Annotated in this window: 19 protein-coding genes; 10 read left to right on the forward strand and 9 right to left on the reverse strand. The window is 62.0% G+C overall.

Translation table 11 applies throughout. The features are described from left to right. Positions 1-50: 50 nt before the first annotated feature. From CLV41_RS23920 to CLV41_RS23960, 9 genes are all read right to left on the reverse strand, one after another. Positions 51-1,661: an EAL domain-containing protein gene (locus CLV41_RS23920; protein ID WP_103225003.1), complete on the reverse strand. Its 1,611-nt coding sequence runs from the start codon at positions 1,659-1,661 to the stop codon at positions 51-53. A 169-nt stretch (positions 1,662-1,830) separates the two neighbouring features. Beyond that, positions 1,831-2,526 (reverse strand): HAD family hydrolase, encoded by a 696-nt coding sequence (locus CLV41_RS23925; protein ID WP_103225004.1) that lies wholly within the window; start codon positions 2,524-2,526, stop codon positions 1,831-1,833. A gap of 104 nt (positions 2,527-2,630) precedes the next feature. Further along, positions 2,631-3,386 carry an SDR family NAD(P)-dependent oxidoreductase gene (locus CLV41_RS23930; protein ID WP_103225005.1) on the reverse strand — a complete coding sequence of 252 codons (756 nt, stop codon included), beginning with the start codon at positions 3,384-3,386 and terminating at the stop codon, positions 2,631-2,633. 41 nt (positions 3,387-3,427) lie between these two features. Beyond that, complete coding sequence (locus CLV41_RS23935; RefSeq protein WP_103225006.1) at positions 3,428-4,879, reverse strand: aldehyde dehydrogenase; 1,452 nt, start codon at positions 4,877-4,879, stop codon at positions 3,428-3,430. A gap of 50 nt (positions 4,880-4,929) precedes the next feature. Beyond that, on the reverse strand, positions 4,930-5,643 hold the full coding sequence (locus tag CLV41_RS23940) for an ABC transporter ATP-binding protein (RefSeq protein WP_103225007.1): 714 nt from the start codon (positions 5,641-5,643) through the stop codon (positions 4,930-4,932). After that, a complete protein-coding gene (locus CLV41_RS23945) occupies positions 5,630-6,364 on the reverse strand; it encodes an ABC transporter ATP-binding protein (RefSeq protein WP_103225052.1) in 735 nt (244 codons plus the stop codon). The genes CLV41_RS23940 and CLV41_RS23945 overlap by 14 nt, the downstream gene beginning before the upstream one ends. Further along, on the reverse strand, positions 6,364-7,320 hold the full coding sequence (locus CLV41_RS23950; protein ID WP_103225008.1) for a branched-chain amino acid ABC transporter permease: 957 nt from the start codon (positions 7,318-7,320) through the stop codon (positions 6,364-6,366). Before CLV41_RS23950 ends, CLV41_RS23945 begins: the two co-directional genes overlap by 1 nt. Beyond that, positions 7,317-8,192 (reverse strand): branched-chain amino acid ABC transporter permease, encoded by an 876-nt coding sequence (locus tag CLV41_RS23955; protein ID WP_103225009.1) that lies wholly within the window; start codon positions 8,190-8,192, stop codon positions 7,317-7,319. Before CLV41_RS23955 ends, CLV41_RS23950 begins: the two co-directional genes overlap by 4 nt. Positions 8,193-8,273: 81 nt before the next feature. Next, positions 8,274-9,491: an amino acid ABC transporter substrate-binding protein gene (locus tag CLV41_RS23960; protein ID WP_103225010.1), complete on the reverse strand. Its 1,218-nt coding sequence runs from the start codon at positions 9,489-9,491 to the stop codon at positions 8,274-8,276. Between the two features lie 200 nt (positions 9,492-9,691). Here CLV41_RS23960 and CLV41_RS23965 point away from each other — a divergent pair, with 200 nt between their 5' ends. The 10 genes from CLV41_RS23965 to CLV41_RS24015 all read left to right on the forward strand — a co-directional run bounded on the left by CLV41_RS23965 (position 9,692) and on the right by CLV41_RS24015 (position 19,519). Beyond that, positions 9,692-10,600 carry a helix-turn-helix domain-containing protein gene (locus tag CLV41_RS23965; protein WP_103225011.1) on the forward strand — a complete coding sequence of 303 codons (909 nt, stop codon included), beginning with the start codon at positions 9,692-9,694 and terminating at the stop codon, positions 10,598-10,600. Between the two features lie 336 nt (positions 10,601-10,936). Then, a complete protein-coding gene (locus CLV41_RS23970) occupies positions 10,937-11,977 on the forward strand; it encodes a TRAP transporter substrate-binding protein (protein ID WP_103225053.1) in 1,041 nt (346 codons plus the stop codon). A gap of 68 nt (positions 11,978-12,045) precedes the next feature. Beyond that, complete coding sequence (locus tag CLV41_RS23975) at positions 12,046-12,633, forward strand: TRAP transporter small permease (RefSeq protein WP_103225012.1); 588 nt, start codon at positions 12,046-12,048, stop codon at positions 12,631-12,633. Continuing rightward, entirely contained in the window at positions 12,630-13,946 is a 1,317-nt protein-coding gene (locus CLV41_RS23980) for a TRAP transporter large permease (protein WP_103225013.1), read from the forward strand. The genes CLV41_RS23975 and CLV41_RS23980 overlap by 4 nt, the downstream gene beginning before the upstream one ends. Positions 13,947-14,031: 85 nt before the next feature. Next, a complete protein-coding gene (locus tag CLV41_RS23985) occupies positions 14,032-14,796 on the forward strand; it encodes an SDR family NAD(P)-dependent oxidoreductase (protein WP_103225014.1) in 765 nt (254 codons plus the stop codon). A gap of 10 nt (positions 14,797-14,806) precedes the next feature. Beyond that, on the forward strand, positions 14,807-15,574 hold the full coding sequence (locus CLV41_RS23990) for a crotonase/enoyl-CoA hydratase family protein (protein ID WP_103225015.1): 768 nt from the start codon (positions 14,807-14,809) through the stop codon (positions 15,572-15,574). A gap of 4 nt (positions 15,575-15,578) precedes the next feature. Next, a complete protein-coding gene (locus CLV41_RS23995; protein ID WP_103225016.1) occupies positions 15,579-16,064 on the forward strand; it encodes a MarR family winged helix-turn-helix transcriptional regulator in 486 nt (161 codons plus the stop codon). A 286-nt stretch (positions 16,065-16,350) separates the two neighbouring features. Beyond that, positions 16,351-18,165 (forward strand): feruloyl-CoA synthase, encoded by a 1,815-nt coding sequence (locus CLV41_RS24005; RefSeq protein ID WP_103225018.1) that lies wholly within the window; start codon positions 16,351-16,353, stop codon positions 18,163-18,165. A 29-nt stretch (positions 18,166-18,194) separates the two neighbouring features. Beyond that, positions 18,195-19,067, forward strand: a complete 873-nt coding sequence (locus CLV41_RS24010) for an amidohydrolase family protein (protein WP_103225019.1) — start codon at positions 18,195-18,197, stop codon at positions 19,065-19,067. Beyond that, positions 19,064-19,519 carry a DUF3237 domain-containing protein gene (locus CLV41_RS24015; RefSeq protein WP_103225020.1) on the forward strand — a complete coding sequence of 152 codons (456 nt, stop codon included), beginning with the start codon at positions 19,064-19,066 and terminating at the stop codon, positions 19,517-19,519. Before CLV41_RS24010 ends, CLV41_RS24015 begins: the two co-directional genes overlap by 4 nt. The last annotated feature ends 3 nt before the right edge of the window (positions 19,520-19,522 follow it).

Here is a 19,522-nt window from a genome sequence, read left to right on the forward strand (position 1 = left end):
GCCGGACAGGAACCGCCTATGAGACGCCAGACCCGCATCCGCTTGTGTCCTCACGAACGTTTCATGCTGACGACGGTCTGCGGCGCATTGTTCCGGTCGGCTTGCGCGAAGTCCCGGAAAGCGTCGGTTTCGAGGGGTCTCGAGAGGAAAAAACCCTGGCCGAAACGTACCTTCAATTCCTTGATCTGCGACAGTTGAGTTTCCGTTTCGATGCCTTCGGCGACGACCTCGACATTAATCGAGCGGGCGATCTCGATCATCGGGCCGACCAGGGAGGCGCGCATGGCGGGCAGTTTCCGGTCGAGTTCCTGAACAAAGGACCGATCGATCTTGATGAGGTTGATGTGGCTGTCCCTGACCTGGGAGATGTTGGAGTAGCCGGTTCCGAAATCGTCGATCGCGGTCAGGAACCCGCATCGGTCCAGGAATCTCTGGACTTTCTGCATGTGGTCCGCCGAGAGTATGCCCGTCTCCAGGATTTCGAAGCACAGCCGGAATTTGCGGCTGGCCGCCCACCGGAGCGATGGGTTCGTGCTGAGCCGCTCCACGTGGACGTCGTCGAGATCGCCGGGAAAGAAATTCACCGAGACGTTCAGCTCCGGATGCCTATCCAGAATCGGTTCCAGATCCTTAAGCGCGCGGGAGAGCACAATTTCCGTGAAGGCCCAGGTCAATTGCTGCCGCTCCACTTCCGGAATGAATTCGGCAGGTGAAAGCGGTCCGTACTCATCCTCGTAGCGGGCCAGAACCTCGCAACCGGAAAGCCGGTCGGAACGCAGGTCAATGATCGGCTGGTAGACGCACCGGAACTGAACGCCGCCGGAGCGGATCGAGCGCCGGATCCGGCTGCCGACCGAATTGCGGAGCAGCAGATGGGTGCGGACCTGCAGAAAAAGCAGGACGGCCATGGTGGCATTGACAAGATTGCCCGTGACCAGCAGGGGCCATTCGTTGGCGGCCAGTTCACCCAGTCCCGCATTCAGATAGAGACAGATGATGCCGTTTTCGAGCTCGCAGGAGCGCACGTAGAGAAGCGAGACAAAGGGGTTCCATCTCGACCATTGGTAGTCGCCCGACACCCCGCTCTGGCCGAGGACCGTCACTTTCGTCCCGCTGTTCGGAGTGGTCGCGGTTACCTCCCATCTGCGATAATCCGGAAGATCGCCGGTCCATGCCGGATAACTGATGACCGCGAGCGGGCCTTCCCGGAATACAACGAGGTTGGTCGAGTGAGGATAGTCCAGACCTGCCGGGTTCATCCAGACGATTCTTCCCTCCTTGGGGGTGGGCAGACCTGCCTCCGGCTGCAGCAGCGCGGGCCGTTCCAGAGCACCGAGCAGGGCCGTGCACCGGATTTCGTTCGCGCCATCGTCGAGAATGGCAATGTCCCGGGTGCTGTTATGATCGAAGAGGGCGCGGCGCATCTCTTCCAGCAACTTGTCGGAGCAACCCTGGTTGGCGCGCTCCGCGAAGTCCTGGAGCAACTCGTCGCGATGACGGAATTCCAGGCTGATCTTCTGAACGACGTAATTTTTCTGATCGCTCAGAACCGCGTGTAACTGCTGGGCAGCGATCAGCCAGACGGCAATCGCGCCGAGCCCGAACACCGTCAAAGCGGCGGCCAACGGAATGACTGTATTTCTGGATACTTTTGACCGCATTCGTTGGACACCTTCCGGTTCAGTCCGGTGCACTGTATCCGACTTTATTTAACGTAGCGTAAGAATAGTGCCGGTTCCGACCGGTCTGGGGGACAGGTATTCCCCAGGGGACGGAGCAATCAGGAGGGCTTTAACGGTTCGTGTCAGCTTCAGCTCAGTACGGCGCAGTCTATTTCAACGGCTCGGATCCTACCCTCAAATCCGGCCTGAGCCGATAGAATTCCTCAAAAGAAGCAAATACTTTAGTGGCGCCACCGGAAGCGCCTTCGGTATTTACGAGGTTTTTGAGGTGCGAACCGCCGATGAACCGCCAGACCTGCATGCCGGCGGCAAGTCCTGCCCTGACGCCGTTTTCGCTGTCCTCGATGACCAGGCAGTCCGCCGGATCTATACCCCGCTTTTGCGCCGCCAGCAGGAACAGGTCCGGGGCGGGCTTGCCGTGCATGACCTCGGAGGCTGTTGTCGTGCGGTCCGTAAACAGATCCTTCAGCCCGGTGATCTCGAGCGACTTTGCCAGCCTCGGCGGGCTGGAGCTTGTGGCAAGGCAGTAGTCCGGTTTCAGGCGCTCTATCACGGAGCGCACTCCCGAGATCGGTTTCAGATCCTTCTCAAAGGCGCTGAGGAGACTTGCGCGGTAACGGATCTCGAATTCGGGAGGCAGATCGATCCCGAATTCCTTGCGGATCTGTTGCAGGACAACAGGGTAGCTGCGGCCAAGAAAATGATGGGCGACATAGTCCATGGTGATGTGAACGTCGCGATTGGCGAGTTCGGCGACCAGCATGCGCGCGCTGATCACTTCGCTGTCGATCAGGACACCGTCGCAGTCGAAAATAACAAGTTGGACAGTCTTTCCGGAGCGCATTCGAGACCTGACGAAACCGTGGTGGGAACGCTTGTCTAACGATTTTTCCGCCGGTTTGCCACCTTTCAGAGAGCTCGTCGGCTCACCGGTGAGGGCCGGGAGCGTCAGGCGCTCATGCCGCCGTCGGCCATGAGCATCGAACCTGTGGTGAAGCTGCTGTCGTCGCTGGCGAGAAACAGTACCGCGCGGGCGACTTCCGCCACGGTGCCGTGGCGGCCGAGCGGGATCATGTCGTTGAACATTTTCGTTCCGTCGACGCCGAGCGTCTTTCCGATGCCGTCCTCGACCGCTTGCTGGAAACTGTTGTCGAGGGGACCGGGATGGACCGTGTTGACACGGATGCGTCTTGGAGCGAGCTCCTTTGACAGACAGCGCATGAGGCCGACCTGGGCGTGCTTGGCGGTGATATAGCCATAGACGCCGGGATCGCCGCGGGTGCCCGCCACGCTGGAGGTGATGATCATGCTGCCGCCGTCCCGCATGGCGGGGACGGCGTATTTGGCGGTCAGGAACGCACCGGTCACATGGACGTTCAGAACGCTCTGAAACGCCGCGAGGGGGTAGTCCGCGATGGGTGTGACCTCGCCGAAGTTTCCGGCGTTGGAAAACACGATGTCAATGGCTCCGAAGAACCCTTGCGCGGTTTCGACGGCGGCTGCCATTTCCGGCTCGGAGGTGACATCCGCGGTCAGGAACAACACCCGATCGGACGGCAATGCCTCCGATGCCCTGTCGAGAGATGCGCGGTCGCGGTCCATGAGAACCACGCGCGCGCCTTCCTCGACGAAGAGCCTGGCCGTCGCCAGGCCCAGGCTTCCCGCACCGCCGGTAATCAGGGCGGTCTTGTTTTCCAGTTTCATCTGCAGCTTCCGAGATAGGAGTGACGGGATCTGTCCCGCAATCAGATCGGATAGTGGATAGGCCCGTCCTGAATGGTGATCCAGCGCAGCTCCGTAAACTCGGCAATGCCGGCCTTGCCTCCGAAGCGGCCGTAGCCGCTGTCCTTGACGCCGCCGAACGGCATTTGCGCCTCGTCGTGAACGGTTGGCCCGTTGATGTGGCAGATACCGGATTCTATCCGGCGGGCAACGCGCATCGCCCGGTTGACGTCGGCGCTGAAAATGGCTGAGGACAGACCGTATTCAGTATCGTTCGCCACCCGCACCGCTTCGTCCTCGCCGGAGACACGCACGACGATCGCAACCGGACCGAAGCTCTCCTCGTTATAGATGCGCATGGACGGGGTCACACGGTCGAGCAGGGTGGCGTCCATGACGGCGCCGTCAGCGCCGCCACCGGTGATCAGCACGGCGCCCTTGCTGACGGCGTCTCTGACGAGTTCCTGGATCCGGTCCGCGGCCCGCACATCGACAACGGCTCCGAGCGGCGTTTCGCCTTTTCTCGGATCGCCCGCCTTGAGCGATTTCACCTTCGTGCCGAATTTGCCGATGAAGGCTTCGGCCACGGCGTCATCGACGATGATGCGTTCGGTCGACATGCAGATCTGGCCCTGGTTCATGTAGGCGCCGAAGGCGGCGGCGGAAACGGCCGCGTCCAGGTCGGCATCGTCAAGAACCAGGAATGGCGCCTTGCCGCCGAGTTCCAGAAGGGCGGGTTTCAGGTTGCGGCCACACATTTCCGCGATGACTCTGCCTACACGGGTGGAGCCGGTGAAATTCACCCTGCGGACCGCCGGGTGGGAAATCATCGTCTCGACGATTTCCGGCGCGTCCTCGGGTGCGTTGGAGATCGCGTTCAGCACGCCGGGCGGTATCCCGCCCTCTCGCAGTGCGTCGACGATCAGCCGGTGGGTGCGCGGGCAGATTTCCGAGGTCTTCATCACCACTGTGTTGCCGCAGGCAAGCGGTGTGGCGAGAGAACGCACACCGAGGATAATCGGGGCATTCCAGGGGGCGAGGGACAGGACGACGCCGACCGGCTGACGCACGCCCATGGCGAGGCTGCCCTTCCGGTTGGAGGGAATGATTTCACCGCTTATCTGGGTGGTCAGAGCGGCGGCTTCGCGCAGCATGTCGGCCGCAAGGTGAACATTGAACCGTGCCCAGCCTTCCGTCGCTCCGATTTCGTCGGCCATCGCCGCAACGAAATCATCCGCTCGGGCCTCCAGCGCCGCGGTCGCGGCCAGAAGCAGTTTCCGGCGCGGGCCGGGAGCCATATCCGCCCAGTCGGGGAAAGCGGCGGCGGCCGCGTCGCAGGCCTGCCTGGCGTCTTCCTTCGTGGCGGCGGCGACACGGCTGGCGACCTCGCCGGTGATGGGGTTGAGGCGTTCAAAGACCCTGCCGTCGGAGGCTTGCGTGTTTTCCGTGCCGATCAATAATCCGAGTGCATCCATGTCAGTCTTCCCAGTTTGTCATTATTGTTTTCCAGACGGTCTGTCCGGGTTCAGGCATTCAGGCCGAGAAATGCGCGCCGAACGGCGGGGTCTTCCTTCAACTCGACGGCGCTGCCTTCCCCAACCACGCGGCCGACTTCCAGAAGATATCCCCTTGCGGCGAGTTGAAGGCTGATCGTCACGTTCTGCTCCACGAGCAGGAGAGCCACACCGGACGCGCCGATCCGGCCAAGGGCATCGAAGAGTTCACCGACAACCACCGGCGCGAGGCCGAGGCTCGGTTCGTCCAGCATCAGGAGCCGGGGATTGGACATCAGCGCCCTTGCGATGGCGACCATCTGCTGTTCGCCGCCGGACATGGTGCCGGCGATCTGTTTGCGCCGTTCGGCAAGGCGTGGGAACAGATCGAAGATGAATTCCCGCTGCCGTGCCTCACCCGCGCGGGCACGTTTGGAATAGGCGCCAAGGGCGAGATTTTCGTCAACGGTGAGCGCCGTGAAGATGCCCCGGCCCTCCGGAACGAGGGCGATCCCTTCATCGGGTATCCGGTGCGGTGGAACACCTGCCAGTTCGTGGCCGTCAAGTGCGATGCGGGCGCCCGGCTCCGGTGTCACCAGCCCTGAAATCGCCTTGAGGAGGCTGGATTTTCCGGCGCCGTTCGCACCGAGGATCACGACCGTTTCTCCCGGATCGACGCGCAGGTGCACATTGTCCAGGGCGATGTGCTTGCCGTAGCGCACGGAAAGGGCCTCAAGCGACAGCATGGGCGCCTCCCAGATATGCGCGCACGACTTCCGGATCCCTGAGCACCTCGGCGGTCGCGCCATCGGCGATCTTGCGTCCGGCGTTCATGACAACCGCGCGCGGACACAATGCCCGGATCGCATCCATGACATGCTCGACCAGCAGGATGGTGATGCCCTTCTCGTTGAGGTTGGAGATCAGCCCGATGCCGATGGAGAGCTCGGACGGATTGAGGCCCGCGAGCCATTCGTCGAGCAGCAGCAGCTTCGGTTTCGAGGCCAGTGCCCGGGCGAGCTCCATGCGCTTCTGGTCGATGTATGTGAGCGAAGCGGCATTTTCATTGGAGCGTCCCGCCAGGCCGACGTCTTCCAGCAAACGCTGAACTTCCTCTTGCGCGGTCTCTTTGGCGGGCGGGTTCTTGCGGAACATCACCGCCGCCAGAATATTTTCTTCCACATTCAGGGAGGAAAGCACCCGCACAAGCTGGAAGGTGCGCGCGACGCCGGCATGGGAGATCCAGTGCGGCGGCCTGCCGGTCAGCCGTTCGCCGTCCAGCAGGACGGTGCCGCTCGAAGCGGGCTGGAATCCCGAGATCATGTTCAGCGCCGTCGTCTTTCCCGATCCGTTGGGGCCGAGAAGCGCGGCCACTTCGCCCTGCCGGAGGGTGAAGGACAGATCGTTGACCGCGGTTAGCCCACCGAAACGTTTGGTAAGGTTCCTGACGTCCAGAAGGTCCTGCATCATCCGGCCTCCCGTTTCTCTAAATCGCTTTTTGCTGATCTGTTCGCGCGCAACCGGGTCCAGTGTTCTTCGAGGAAGCCGAGCACACCGTTGGGCAGAACGAACACGATGGCGATGAACAGAAGTCCCAGGATGATCGAATAATGGTCGGGGAAGTTGGCGGACAGCCATTCGAACAGAAGAAACAGCGGTACTGCTCCGACCACGGGACCCCACAGTCTGCCAGCGCCGCCGAGAAGCGCCATGATCAGTGTCAGGAACGAAATGGTCGGGTTGAAGACAATCGTCGGTTCGATATAGGTCCAGCGCGGTGCCTGGATGGCGCCGACCAGCGTGATGATTACCGAGCTTGCCGCGAAGAGGGCCAGCTTTACCCGGGCCGTCGGCAGACCGCAATGCTCCGCGACCACTTCGTCGTCGCCGATCATCTTCAGCGCCAGTCCCCAGCGGCTGCGCTTGACGAGATAACCGATGGCCAGCGTCACCGCACACAGGGCGAGCAGCTTCCAGTAGACGACCTCGGGTCCGTAATCGACGAAAAGATAACGCCCGAGCGTTCCGGTGATATTGACCTCGTACCAGGTGACGATCTGGCGGATCAGCTCGGCCAGACCGAACGTGAAGATGACGAAATAAACGCCGGCCAGACGCAGCGTCGACAGGCCGACGAGCAGAGCGACGACCAGCCCGATCAGTGCGGCGACCACCAGAACGAGCCAGGAGGGCAGGGTTTCATAGAGCACTGCCACCGTATAGGCGCCTATGCCGAAGAAGGCGACGGTTGCGAGCGAAACGTATCGCGTCGGCCCGGAAAACAGCGCCCAGGCGCTTGCGAGCGTCACGTATCCGACAAGCCCGAGCAGGAACCCTGTGCCGTATGTGCCGAGAAAGAAGGGGGCTGCGGCGAGGGCGGTGAAGACGGCCGCCAGCGCAGTGAAGGAAAATGCTGCTATCATCGCACCCGCCGTCCAAACAGGCCCTCGGGGCGCCAAAGCAGAACGACGAGGAAGATCGTGTAGGTCGCGGCCAGAGTGAGCCCCGGATCCACATAGGTGGACACGGCCGTCTCCACGATGCCGAGTACGAGCCCGGCGGTCAGCGCGCCCAGAAGATTGCCGACGCCCCCCATGATCACCACGATAAGGGCCTTCATGGTGAAGACGACCCCGCCCGTGGCGGTGAAGGTCTGGTACATGGAAATCACGGTGCCGCCGGCTGCGGCAAGGGCCGTGCCCATGGCGAAGGCGATGGCGGCGGCGCGGTCGGTATTGATGCCGACGAGCTGCGCGGATTGCGGTGAAACCGCAACCGCCCTGAGGGCCGTGCCCCAGCGGGTGCGCGTCAGGAGCGCATAGAACAGCAGGCCGATGGCAAGCGCCAGAACAAGCGCGATCAGCCGGTTGGCGGCCACGGTCGTGCCGAAGATCGAGACAGGCACGTTGAGGAATGTGTAGCTGGTGTAGTTGCTGCCGAAAAGCACCAGCAATACGCCCTGGATCACGAACAGAAGGCCGAAAGTGGTCAGGATGGAATCAACTTCCAGGGCCGCCTGATTTGGTGCGCGTTTCACCAGAGGCGACAGAAGAAACACATAGACCAGATAGCCGAAAACGAAGCCGCCGGGGACAACAATGGCAAGTCCTGTCAGCGGGTTTATCGACGGCAGGGCCTGCACGATGAAGGCGGCGAAAGCGGCGGTAATGATCATGTCGCCATAGGCGAGATTCATGATGCGGGCAATGCCGTATTGCAGGGTCAGTCCCATGGCGACAAGCGCGTAGGTGCCGCCGAGCACGAGGCCCGCTATCAGCGTGGTGGTCAGTGTCATATGTTCCTGCCGAAACCGTTGATCTGTCGGGCATGGGAGACCGGCGGCTTTTTCCGCCGGTCTCTTATCCTTTGAAGTGTCTTACCAGGGCTGTTTCGGCAGCTTCGCCTTGGAGGCGCCTTTCCGGTCGGCAGGCGCCACACCGGCGAGCGTGCCGTCCTGCCACTGGCCCACCAGCCACAGGTTGCGGAGCTGATTGTCCTGAAGGCTGGTCTCGCCGAGAACGGTCTCGAAGGTTCCGGTCGACAGTTCCTTCGAAACGGCCTCCCGGTCCAGACCGACGCGCTTGATGGCCTCTTCCAGCATCTGCAGGCTGGCATAGGTTATGACGCTGCCCCACAGATCCGGATACTGGCCGTTCACCTCGTTGTGGCGCTCGCGGTAGGCCTTGTTGCTCTCGTTGGCCGGGTCGATGCCGCCGAGCGTCATGATGCCTTCGGCCTTCTCGCCAAGGTTCGCGCCATAAGGCGGAAAACCGACGCCGACGCCAAGATAAAGCACCTTCGGATTGAAGCTGTTTACCTGCGCCTGCTGGGTGAGGGCGAAGGTGCCCGGAGGATAGGAAAAGGCGACGAATGTGTCCGCACCGGAGGCTTTCGCCTCGTTCAGGATGGTGGTGAAGTCCTGGGTCCCGACCGGGTAGGTCTGATCCATGACGACATCCAGACCTGCTTCCTTGAAGGACGGACGGGCCGCGGTGACGAGATCGATGCCGAAGCCGTCGGCCACGGAAATCATCGCGACCTTGGAATTGATCACACCCGCCTTGACCTGGTCGGCCAGGAGGGTCGCCAGGGCATTCGTGTAGTCGTGGCCACCGCCGAGGAACCAGAAGCTTTTCGGCCAGCGCTTGACGAAATCCGGCGCCTTGTCGGTCACGGCGGAAACCGCGAGCTGAGGATAGCCGTAACGGTCGAACAGCGGCGCGACGGCGAGGTTGAAGCCGGTGCCCCAGGGCGGAAGAATGAAATGGGCTTCATCCTGTCCGGCCAGTCGCTCGACAGCGCGCACGACTTCCTCGGCGCTGGACCGGTCGTCATATTCGATGAGCTCGACCGGAATTTTCGTTCCGTCCGGCATTTCCAGGCCGCCCTTGGCTTCCAGGTCCGAAAGCCAGAGCTTGTAATTCGGAATGGTGGTCATTGCGGCGCCGCCGGCATTGGCGCCGGTCTTTGAGACCGCGTATCCGATCTTGACCTTGTCCGGATGGTCCTGCGCGGTGCCCGGCAGGGCGGCAAGTGCGAGCGCTGCCGTGCCCGCAAGCACGGTCAGGCTGAGCCTGCGAAATGTTGTGATCATGTTTTCCTCCCAATCGGCCGCAATTCGCGTGTGCGACTGCGGCGGGGCCGGTTCTCCACGACCGGCGCCGTCATTACACTAGCCGGAAAAGTCCGGAGAAAAATGTACATTTAACGGAAAGAATTGTACGAATGATACGAATTTTCAGGTAAACATGCCTTCAAACCGGACAGGTCGCCGGAACCTGAGGTCGCTAACCCATGAGTCTTTTCGATACCGCTTCCGGCGACTGGCCCTCCAGCCCCGCGCAGCACCAGATCGAAATCCTGCCGGATACGGAAGCCGGGGTGATCCGGACCGCGCTGACGCCGACGAGCTGGACATTGCGCGGCCGGCGGAACCGGGGCTTCGTGCTGGTGTCGGGCGAAGGGCAACTGGATTTCGAAAGCAGCGAACTGCCGTTCATCAGCCCTTGCGCCATCTGGCTGCCGGCCGGCAAGACAGCGCGCCTGACGCTGAAGTCCGGGTCGCGGGGCGCGCTGGTGTCGGTGTCCGAGCTGGCCTTCGGCAGGGCGGTTCCCGCCGGGCTCGTCGGACGGCAGGTGAAGGATGCCCTGCTGCACCCGCTCATCGGCGCCCGCCTGCAAAAGCCCCAGGCGCTGGAATTGATGAGCGCCATCGAAGCGGTGGAACGGGAACTTCGCAGCGAGCTGCCGGGCGGCCAGGAGGCGGCGCGCCATCATCTCGTGCTGGCGCTCATGACGCTGTGGCGGATTTCCAGTCCCCAGCCGCAACAGGTGCAGGCGGCTCCCAGAACCATCGTGCGGAATTTTCTCCATCTTCTCGAACTGCACCTTCGCGATCACTGGACGATTGCCGCCTATGCCGGGGTCTTGAAGGTTTCACGGGCGCGGCTGACCAGCGCGGTCAAGCGGATCACCGGAAGAGCGCCTTTGGAACTGATCCACGAGCGCCTTGTGATCGAGGCGGAAGCGCTTCTGGCGGAGTCCAATCTTCAGGTCGCGGAGATCGCAGACGCGCTGGGCTTCAAGGATGCCGGTTATTTCAACCGCTTCTACAAGCGAGAGACCGGCATCCCGCCAGGCCGGACCCGCAAACGCGGCGCGGAGCGCAAGAAATCCTTCCCGGGCTTCCATGAGTGGCCGTAAAATCAACCGATTTGCGGGTCCGTATCCTAATCTGACGGGGTCGGCAAAAGTCTAGGTCCAGGTGGATTTTCTTCCGGGAAAACAATGATAAGGTGCCGGCCGGGGACATGCGTTGGAGAAGGACCTGGCGATGCGCGGATCCAGTTCAATCCTGGAAGACAGGCCGGAACGGCAGCGCTGCCCACGTCTCGTGCACGCCTGCGATATTTCCCCGCCATCATTTCGTGATGGACAGGAATTCAAAAAAGGTTATACGAGATAACTATTATGGATCATTACCTGATCGGGAGGAGGACTCCGGTCAGTTTGTAATGTTGATCTGAAAGGGAGGACATGATGATCAACTTCCACAAGCAGCTCGCGACATTCGCGGCGGCTGCCGCCATTTCCACAATCGCACTTGCCGGAACCGCATCCACGTCACTGGGTCAGGAAGTCACGCTTCGCATGCACCAGTTTCTGCCTGCCCAGGCAAACGTTCCCAAGAACGTTCTCGATCCCTGGGCGGACAAGGTCGAGGCGGAATCTGGAGGGCGCATCAAGATCGAGCGCTATCCCGCCATGCAGCTTGGCGGCAAGCCGCCGGAGCTGATCGACCAGGTCGTCGACGGCGTTGTCGATATCGTCTGGACGGTCGCCGGATACACACCGGGCCGATTCCCGCGCGCCGAAGTGTTCGAGTTGCCCTTCACCATGACGGACGCGGAGACGATGTCCGAGGCGTATTGGAAGCTCGCCGAAGAAGAAATGATGGATACGGAATTCGCGCCCTTCAAACCGCTCGCGCTCTGGGTGCACGGCCCTGGCGTGATCCATTCCAGCGAGCCGATCACGGAACTTTCCGACCTGAACGGCGTCAAGCTTCGCGCACCGACACGGGTGACGAACAAACTGTTCTCGAACCTCGGCGCGACCCCGATCGGCCTGCCGGTGCCGGCCATTCCCGAAGCCCTCAGCAAGGGCGTCGTGGATGCGACCGTTATCCCCTGGGAGGTCGTCGGTGCCCTCAAGGTGAACGAACTGGTGAAAAATCACACCGAGTTCCCCGGCAAGGCGATCTACACGACCACTTTCCTGTTCGCGATGAACAAGGACAAATACGAGTCGCTGCCCGATGACCTCAAAGCCGTGATCGATGCGAATTCGGGTCTGGAGTTCTCCAAGTTCGCAGGCAAGCAGATGCAGGCCGACGATGCCGGCCCGCGCAAGGCTGCCATCGACATGGGCAACAACATCATCACCCTCACGCCCGAACAGGCCGCGAAATGGGAAGCGGCCGCCCAGGGAACGATCGATGAGTGGACGGCTGAAATGGACGTGAAAGGTCTCGACGGCACCGGTCTGCGCAAGCGCGCAGCGGAACTGATGAGCAACTGATCTTTTAGGCCAACCGGTCTCCCGGAAGTCCGTCTTCCGGGAGACCTTTCCCGCAGGAATTCTGAACAATGCTGTTTACCCTGGTGGAGCGTCTCGCGCGCTTCATGGCGATCCTCGGCGGACTGGTGCTGACGGCGCTGATCGCCCTGACATGCGTCAGCGTACTCGGGCGCGGGCTCAATACTTTCGGACATTCAACGTTTCTGACGTCGCTGTCGGAATCGGCCGCGAACGCCCTGATCGCGACAGGTGTCGGACCGGTTTTCGGCGATTTCGAACTGGTCGAGGCCGGGATCAGCTTCACCATCTTCGCGTTTCTGCCGATCTGTCAGCTGCGCAAGGCGCATGCGACGGTGGATGTGTTCGCAAGCCATTTCCCGCGCTGGCTGAACCGTTTCCTTGTGACCTTGTGGGAAGTTCTCCTCAGCGCCGTCATCGTGCTCATCACCTGGCGTCTCTTCGTCGGGATGCAGGACAAGATGCGCTATTCGGAAACCACATTCATACTGCAGTTCCCCATCTGGTGGTCCTACGCCCTCAGCTTCGCCGCTGCCGCGATCGCATCGGTGGTCGCCGCCTACTGCGCTGCCGCCAGCGTTGTCGAACTGATTTCGGGACGCCGGTTCATTCAGGATATGGAAGGGGGAGTCCATTGAGCCTGCTCGAACTCGGATATCTCTCGTTTCCCCTGCTGCTGGTGCTGATATTCCTGCGCGCGCCGATCGGGCTCGCCATGTTGCTGTGCGGTCTCGGCGGGCTCTACCTTGCCACGGGTAGCCCGAATATCTTTCTGTCCAAGCTGAAGAGCGAAACCTATACGACCTTCTCCAGCTATTCGCTGACCATCATTCCGATGTTCCTGCTGATGGGTCAGTTCGCAACCCATTCGGGCATGTCCGCGTCGCTGTTCAAGGCGGCGGAGAGCTGGCTCGGCCACCGCAAGGGCGGCGTGGCCATGGCCGCGGTCGGCGCCTGTGCCGGCTTCGGCGCGATCTGCGGATCCTCGCTCGCGACCGCCGCCACCATGAGCCGCGTGGCGCTTCCCGAGTTGCGCCGCTACGGCTATTCGGGCGGGTTTTCGACGGCAACTCTCGCGGCCGGCGGCACGCTCGGCATTCTCATCCCGCCGTCCGTCATTCTGGTGATCTACGCCATCCTGACGGAGCAGAATATCGCCAAGCTGTTCCTGGCGGCCTTCGTGCCGGGTATGCTGGCCGCCATCGGCTACATGATCACGATCTCCATCTATGTGCGCTTCAATCCGAAAGCGGCCGGCACGCGCGAGCCGGTTCCCTATCCGCAGCGGGTCCGGGCGCTGATGGATGTCTGGCCGGTTCTGCTGGTCTTCGGCCTTGTTGTCGGCGGGATCTATCGGGGCTGGTTCACCCCCACCGAAGGTGCCGCCGTGGGCGCTGCGGGAACGGGTCTGCTCGCCCTGGTTTCGGGTAATCTCACGCGAAAGATGTTTCTGGACAGCATCATCCAGACGGCGCTCAGCACCGCGATGATCTTCTTCATCGTGCTTGGCGCGGCTTTCTACAACAGTTTCCTGGCGCTGAGCCAGCTGCCGCAGGAGCTTTCCGGCTGGGTTGTCGGCCAGGGCTTCAGCCCGTGGGTCGTTCTCACCCTGATCCTGCTCTTCTATCTGGTCTTCGGCTGCCTGATGGACAGCCTGTCGATGATCCTGCTGACGATCCCGATCTTCTTTCCGGTGATCAGTGTCCTGGAGTTCGGCATGAGCCCGGAACATGTTGCCATCTGGTTCGGTATCCTGGTGCTGATTGTCGTTGAGGTCGGGCTGATAACGCCGCCTGTCGGCATGAATCTGTTCATCATCAATGCCATCGACCGGACGACGCCGATGAAGGACACCTACAAGGCGGTCCTCTGGTTCGTCACGTCCGACATCGTGCGGGTGATCCTGCTGGTGATCTTCCCGTCGATCACCCTGTTCCTGCTCTCCGGTTAACCGGAGGGCGGGGCGAGGATATCGGCAGGTTTGAATAGGTATGGAATATAACAATGATGAAGCAAACAGGTATTGAGGTGCGGTGATGCTGACTTCCGGACAGACTGTTCTCGTGACTGGCGGCGGCAGCGGCCTGGGCGCCGCGACGGCCCGCCACTTCGCCTCTCTGGGGGCCAGGGTCGCGATCCTCGATTTCGATATCGATCGCGGCCGGAGTGTGGCTCAGGACTGCGGCGGTCATGCGGTCCAGGCCGATGTCGGCGATCAGGAGGCCGTCGACAGCGCGCTGGAGGACGCGGCGCAGCTTCTGGGAAGCGCACCGCGGATCGTGGTGAACTGCGCGGGCATCGGCCGTGCGGCGCGGATCGTCGGACGCGAAGGCAAGATGTCCTTCGACGTTTTCGAGACGACGCTCAGGGTCAACCTGTTCGGCACCTACAACGTGATGAGCCATGCCGCCAGACGCATGATGGCGCTGGAGCCGCTGGAAACCGGAGAGCGCGGGGTGATCATCAACACCGCCTCCGTCGCCTGGGAAGACGGGCAGCTCGGCCAGGCCGCCTATGCGGCGTCCAAGGGCGGTATTGCCTCCATGTGCCTTCCGGCGGCGCGCGAATTCGCCCAGCACGGCATCCGCGTCATGGGAATTGCGCCGGGGCTGTTCCAGACGCCGATGATGGCCGGACTGCCGGAAGAGGTTGCCGCGAAGATCACAGCGAATATTCCGTTTCCGCCCCGTCTGGGAGACCCGGATGAATACGCCCTGCTTGCCGCGCATATCGTCGCCAATCCGTTCCTCAACGGCACCACCATTCGCCTGGACGGGGCCGTGCGCCTGCCGCCGCGCTGAGGAAGAACCAATGAGTGAACCGATGTTGAAGGTTGAACTGAGCGACAGTGTCGCGACCCTGACCATGAACCGCCCGGACAAGCGCAACGCCATGTGCGACGAGCTGCTTGCCGCCATTGACGGTTTCTTTTCGGACCCGCCGAAGGAAACGAAAGCCGTCGTCATCACCGGGACGGCGGGGCATTTCTGCTCCGGCCTCGATCTCAGCGAACATGTCGCCCGCGATGCCGAGGGCACCATGCGCCATTCGCGCGGCTGGCACCAGGTGATGGACAGGATCGAGTTCAGCGGGCTGCCGGTCGTCTCTGCCCTGTTCGGGGCGGTCATCGGGGGCGGCCTGGAGATGGCGGCAGCCACGCATGTGCGCGTCGCTGAGCCATCGGCCTTCTTCCAGTTGCCCGAGGGGCGGCGCGGCATTTTCGTGGGCGGCGGCGCTTCCGTCCGTGTGGGGCGCATCCTCGGCGCCGACCGGATGACGGAAATGATGCTGACGGGACGCAGATACGATGCCGCCGAAGGCCTGGCGCTCGGACTGGCGCACTACACTGTCGAGGATGGCGAAGCGCTTTCGAGGGCCCGGGAGCTGGCGCGCAGAATCGCGTCCAACGCATCGCTGTCGAACTACATCATGATCCAGGCGCTGGCGCGGATCGAGGACATGTCGAAAGCCGACGGCCTGTTCACCGAAAGTCTGTGCGCGGCGATTACCCAGACCAGCCCCGACGCGGTTGAGGGCCTCGCGGCCTTTCTGGAAAAACGCAACCCGACCTTCAGGTGACGTCATGAAAAAATCAGCACCCGAGCCCGCACCGGAGAACGGCGCCCTCAGCATCAGCGACAGGACCCTGCGCGCGTTTTTCGGCTACCAGATGAAACGGACCTTCAACCTCATCCAGTCCGACCTGAACCGGACGCTGAAACCTTTCGATCTGCGGATGCTGACTTATACCGCCCTCGTTCTGGTGGTCGACAATCCCGGTCTCAGCCAGGCGCAGCTTGCGGAGGCCATGGATATCGAGCGGCCGAACCTCGTTGTGATCATCGACGAGCTGGAACGGCGGGAGCTGATCATCCGGGACCGGCTGCCGAAAGACCGCCGGGCCTATGCCCTGAAGGTCACGCTGGCCGGGAGGCGGCTTTATGAAAAGAGCTTCGCCGCGGTATCCGCGCACGAGAAAACCTTCCTGCGGGGCGTGGAGGCGGAGGCTCTGGCGGTGGCGATGGACGTCATGCGCCGTGTCGAGAAAAACCGTAAGCGGGATGCCTGACCTAGGGTCTGTGGACAATAAGGATTTGGTCGAGGTTTGGATGCAAAACGCCCAGTTCAAGAAGCAAGGTCGCAGGAAGGGTGTTCCCTTTCAAGACATTGGGACGCCGAAATGGGCGTTTTGCGCCAAGTCTCTTCGAGACGCGGCGGATTTCGGTCCCGACTGCGTCGGAAAGTCCTTGTGGTGGGCGGCACCACTGCGGACTTTCCTCCTGTTCGGACACCGAAATCCGGCTCGCGCCGCGACCCAAACCTAATTGTCCACAGACCCTAGGGAGGAAACAGTCATGAAACGCACATCGCAATTTCAGCCTCATTCCGTGGAACGGCAACAGCGCGCTGACGGGTCGATCCTGCTTAGGTCCAGGCATGCTCTCAGTCCGGCGGTCGAGCGCACCGGAGACTGGCTGCATGTCTGGGCGGAGGCCGCCCCGGGGCGGGTTTTTCTGGCCGAGAGAAGTGGCGCCGGCTGGCGCGAGGAAACCTATGAAGGCGTGCTGGGCCAGGTGCGGGCGATCGGCGCGTCCCTGCTGGCACGCGGAATGGGACCGGAGACACCGATCCTGATCATGTCGGGCAACGGCGTCGATCACGGTCTTCTGGCGCTGGCCGCGCAATATGTCGGTGTTCCGGTCGTGCCGGTGGCCGAGCAGTATTCCCTGGTTCACGGCGCTCACGGCCGTCTTCGGGACGTCATCGGCCTGATCCGGCCGAGGATGGCCTATGTGGTGGATGGCGACCAATACGGCGAAGCGCTGGCCCTCGATGCGCTCCACTCCGTCGAAATCGTTGCCAGCCGACCGGGCTCGGCACAGGTGACCGCGTTTGCAGAGCTTTTGAAGGGCGACGAGAGCGTCGATGTCGATGCCGCGTTCGCGGAAGTAACCGCTGAAACGGTCGGCAAGATCCTTATGACCAGCGGGTCCACCTCCAGCCCAAAGGGCGTACCGACAACGCACCGCATGATGTGCGTCAACCAGGCTCAGCTTGCGGACGCCCTGCCGTTCCTGCGGGAGCGGCCGCCGGTGATCGTGGACTGGCTGCCCTGGAACCACGTTTTCGGTGGCTCGCACAACTTCAACATGATGCTTGCCAATGGCGGCAGCCTGTACATCGACGACGGCAAGCCGGTGAAGGGACTGTTCGAGCGCACGCTGGAAAACCTTTCTCTGAAGACCGGCACCCTGGCGTTCAATGTGCCGCTTGGCTTCGGCATGCTGCTCGGCGCACTGGAGAAGGACGACGGTTTGCGCCGGCGCTTTTTCGAGGATCTCGACCTGATCTTCTATGCGGGGGCCTCGCTGCCGCAGGAGGTCTGGTCGGGTTTTGAACGCATGGCGATGGAAGTGAAGGGCGAAATCCCGCTGATGACCTCTTCCTGGGGGCTTACGGAGACCGCGCCCTGCGCGATGATGCAGCAGGAACCCGCGCCGCGGTCCGGCATCGTCGGCGTGCCCGTGAACGGCGTCACGGTGAAGCTCATCCCGGACGCGGACATGCGCTGCGAGGTCCGTGTCAAGGGCCCGAATATCATGCAGGGCTATTTCAACGATCCGGAAAAGACCCGGGCGGCCTTCGACGAGGAAGGCTTCTTCATCACCGGCGATGCGATGGTGTTCCTCGATGACAATGACCCCGACAAGGGGATGCGCTTCGACGGCAGGATGTCGGAGGATTTCAAGCTGCAGTCCGGAACCTGGGTGCGTGCGGCGCAGTTGAAACTCGACATGCTGTCGCGCCTTACACCGCTTTCCGCCGATCTGGTCATCACCGGTGCGGACCGCAGGCAGATCGGGGTGATGATTTTCCCGAATGTCGCGGAACTGAACCGCGAGGGCTTCAGTCTTCAGGAGGAGGGGGGAGCCTATAGCTGCGCGCTGCTGCAGGGAGAGATCCGCCGGAGGCTGAGCGAGCGGGCGCGCGAAATCAGTGGCAGCTCGACGCTGGTGTCCCGGGCCATCGTTCTTGCCGAACCGCCTTCGATGCCCGAAGGCGAAATGACGGCAAAGGGCAATCTGAATATCCGCAAGGTGCTGGTGCGCCGCGAGAAGCTGCTGGAGCGGCTCTATGACGACAACGACCCGGCTGTGGTCACGATTTAATACCGGTCAACTCCAGAGGAGAGCCTAAAATGGTCGATATATCCAAGGTCCGGGCGATCGACATCCATACCCATGCGGAGGAACCCTGCGGCTGCCATTCCGATGACGGTTATGACGAGCTGCAGGCGACGATGGCGAAATATTTCCGCGCGCCGTGGAGCCACCCGCCGACGGTTCCGCAAACAGCGGCCCACTACCGCGAGCAGAACATCGCCGCGGTGATATTTCCCGTCGATGCGGAACGCGAGACCGGGTATCGCCGCTACAAGAACGAGGAAGTGGCTGAGCTGGCGGCGGAGAATGACGACGTCCTTATACCTTTCGCCTCCATCGATCCGCACAAGGGCAAGCTGGGCGCGCGCGAGGCCCGGCGGCTGATGAAGGAGTTCGGCATCAAGGGTTTCAAGTTCCACCCGACCATGCAGGGCTTTTTCCCCAACGACCGGTTGGCCTATGACCTCTACGAGGAAATCGCCGCGCAAGGCGCGATCGCGCTGTTTCATACCGGCCAGACCGGGGTCGGCAGCGGCATGCGCGGCGGCAACGGCATGCGGCTGAAATACTCCAATCCGATGTATTTGGACGACGTCGCGGTCGACTTCCCGGACATGAAGATCATCCTTGCCCATCCATCTTTCCCCTGGCAGGAGGAGGCATTGGCCGTTGCCCAGCACAAGCCGAATGTCTATATCGACCTGTCGGGCTGGTCGCCGAAATATTTTCCGGAAATTCTGGTCAAATACTGCAATTCGATCCTGAAGAAGAAGGTGCTGTTCGGCTCCGACTGGCCGATGATCACCCCGGAGCGCTGGCTGGCGGACTTCGAGAAGATCGCCATCAAGGACGAGCTGCGCCCCGACATCGTGAAGGGCAACGCGGCCCGGCTGCTGGGTCTGTCATGAGTATCCCCGGGCTCAGTCACTTCTGCGATCTTGAAGTGCGGCTCGGTCCCGTCATGGAGATGGGGCCGGGGCGCTGCGGCGGACGCCGCATCATTCCGATCATTGGCGGAACGGTGACGGGAAAGGTCAGCGGAAGGGTTCTGGATCTGGGGGCCGACTGGCAGACGATCCTTGCCGACGGTTCGGCCGACATCGATACGCGCTACGCCTTCGAAACCGATGACGGCGCGCTGATCGAGATCGTCAACAAGGGTGTGCGGCACGGGCCGCCGGAGATCCTGCAGGCACTGGCGCGCGGCGACGACGTCGATCCCGCGCTCTATTATTTCCGCACGACCGCGCGCCTGGAGACGGGTGACGCGAGATATCAATGGGTTAACCGGACGATTTTTGTCGGCACTGGCAGACGGCTGGCTTCCGCTGTTCTCGTGTCGCTCTTTTCCGTAAACTGAGGA

Source organism: Roseibium marinum (genome assembly GCF_002906165.1).
Lineage (GTDB): Bacteria > Pseudomonadota > Alphaproteobacteria > Rhizobiales > Stappiaceae > Roseibium > Roseibium marinum.

Coding starts and splice junctions, on each gene's coding strand:
- CLV41_RS23920 (WP_103225003.1), bottom strand. CDS start 1,661: ATGCGGTCAAAAGTATCCAGAAATACAGTCATTCCGTTGGCCGCCGCT.
- CLV41_RS23925 (WP_103225004.1), bottom strand. CDS start 2,526: ATGCGCTCCGGAAAGACTGTCCAACTTGTTATTTTCGACTGCGACGGT.
- CLV41_RS23930 (WP_103225005.1), bottom strand. CDS start 3,386: ATGAAACTGGAAAACAAGACCGCCCTGATTACCGGCGGTGCGGGAAGC.
- CLV41_RS23935 (WP_103225006.1), bottom strand. CDS start 4,879: ATGGATGCACTCGGATTATTGATCGGCACGGAAAACACGCAAGCCTCC.
- CLV41_RS23940 (WP_103225007.1), bottom strand. CDS start 5,643: ATGCTGTCGCTTGAGGCCCTTTCCGTGCGCTACGGCAAGCACATCGCC.
- CLV41_RS23945 (WP_103225052.1), bottom strand. CDS start 6,364: ATGCAGGACCTTCTGGACGTCAGGAACCTTACCAAACGTTTCGGTGGG.
- CLV41_RS23950 (WP_103225008.1), bottom strand. CDS start 7,320: ATGATAGCAGCATTTTCCTTCACTGCGCTGGCGGCCGTCTTCACCGCC.
- CLV41_RS23955 (WP_103225009.1), bottom strand. CDS start 8,192: ATGACACTGACCACCACGCTGATAGCGGGCCTCGTGCTCGGCGGCACC.
- CLV41_RS23960 (WP_103225010.1), bottom strand. CDS start 9,491: ATGATCACAACATTTCGCAGGCTCAGCCTGACCGTGCTTGCGGGCACG.
- CLV41_RS23965 (WP_103225011.1), top strand. CDS start 9,692: ATGAGTCTTTTCGATACCGCTTCCGGCGACTGGCCCTCCAGCCCCGCG.
- CLV41_RS23970 (WP_103225053.1), top strand. CDS start 10,937: ATGATCAACTTCCACAAGCAGCTCGCGACATTCGCGGCGGCTGCCGCC.
- CLV41_RS23975 (WP_103225012.1), top strand. CDS start 12,046: ATGCTGTTTACCCTGGTGGAGCGTCTCGCGCGCTTCATGGCGATCCTC.
- CLV41_RS23985 (WP_103225014.1), top strand. CDS start 14,032: ATGCTGACTTCCGGACAGACTGTTCTCGTGACTGGCGGCGGCAGCGGC.
- CLV41_RS23990 (WP_103225015.1), top strand. CDS start 14,807: ATGAGTGAACCGATGTTGAAGGTTGAACTGAGCGACAGTGTCGCGACC.
- CLV41_RS23995 (WP_103225016.1), top strand. CDS start 15,579: ATGAAAAAATCAGCACCCGAGCCCGCACCGGAGAACGGCGCCCTCAGC.
- CLV41_RS24005 (WP_103225018.1), top strand. CDS start 16,351: ATGAAACGCACATCGCAATTTCAGCCTCATTCCGTGGAACGGCAACAG.
- CLV41_RS24010 (WP_103225019.1), top strand. CDS start 18,195: ATGGTCGATATATCCAAGGTCCGGGCGATCGACATCCATACCCATGCG.
- CLV41_RS24015 (WP_103225020.1), top strand. CDS start 19,064: ATGAGTATCCCCGGGCTCAGTCACTTCTGCGATCTTGAAGTGCGGCTC.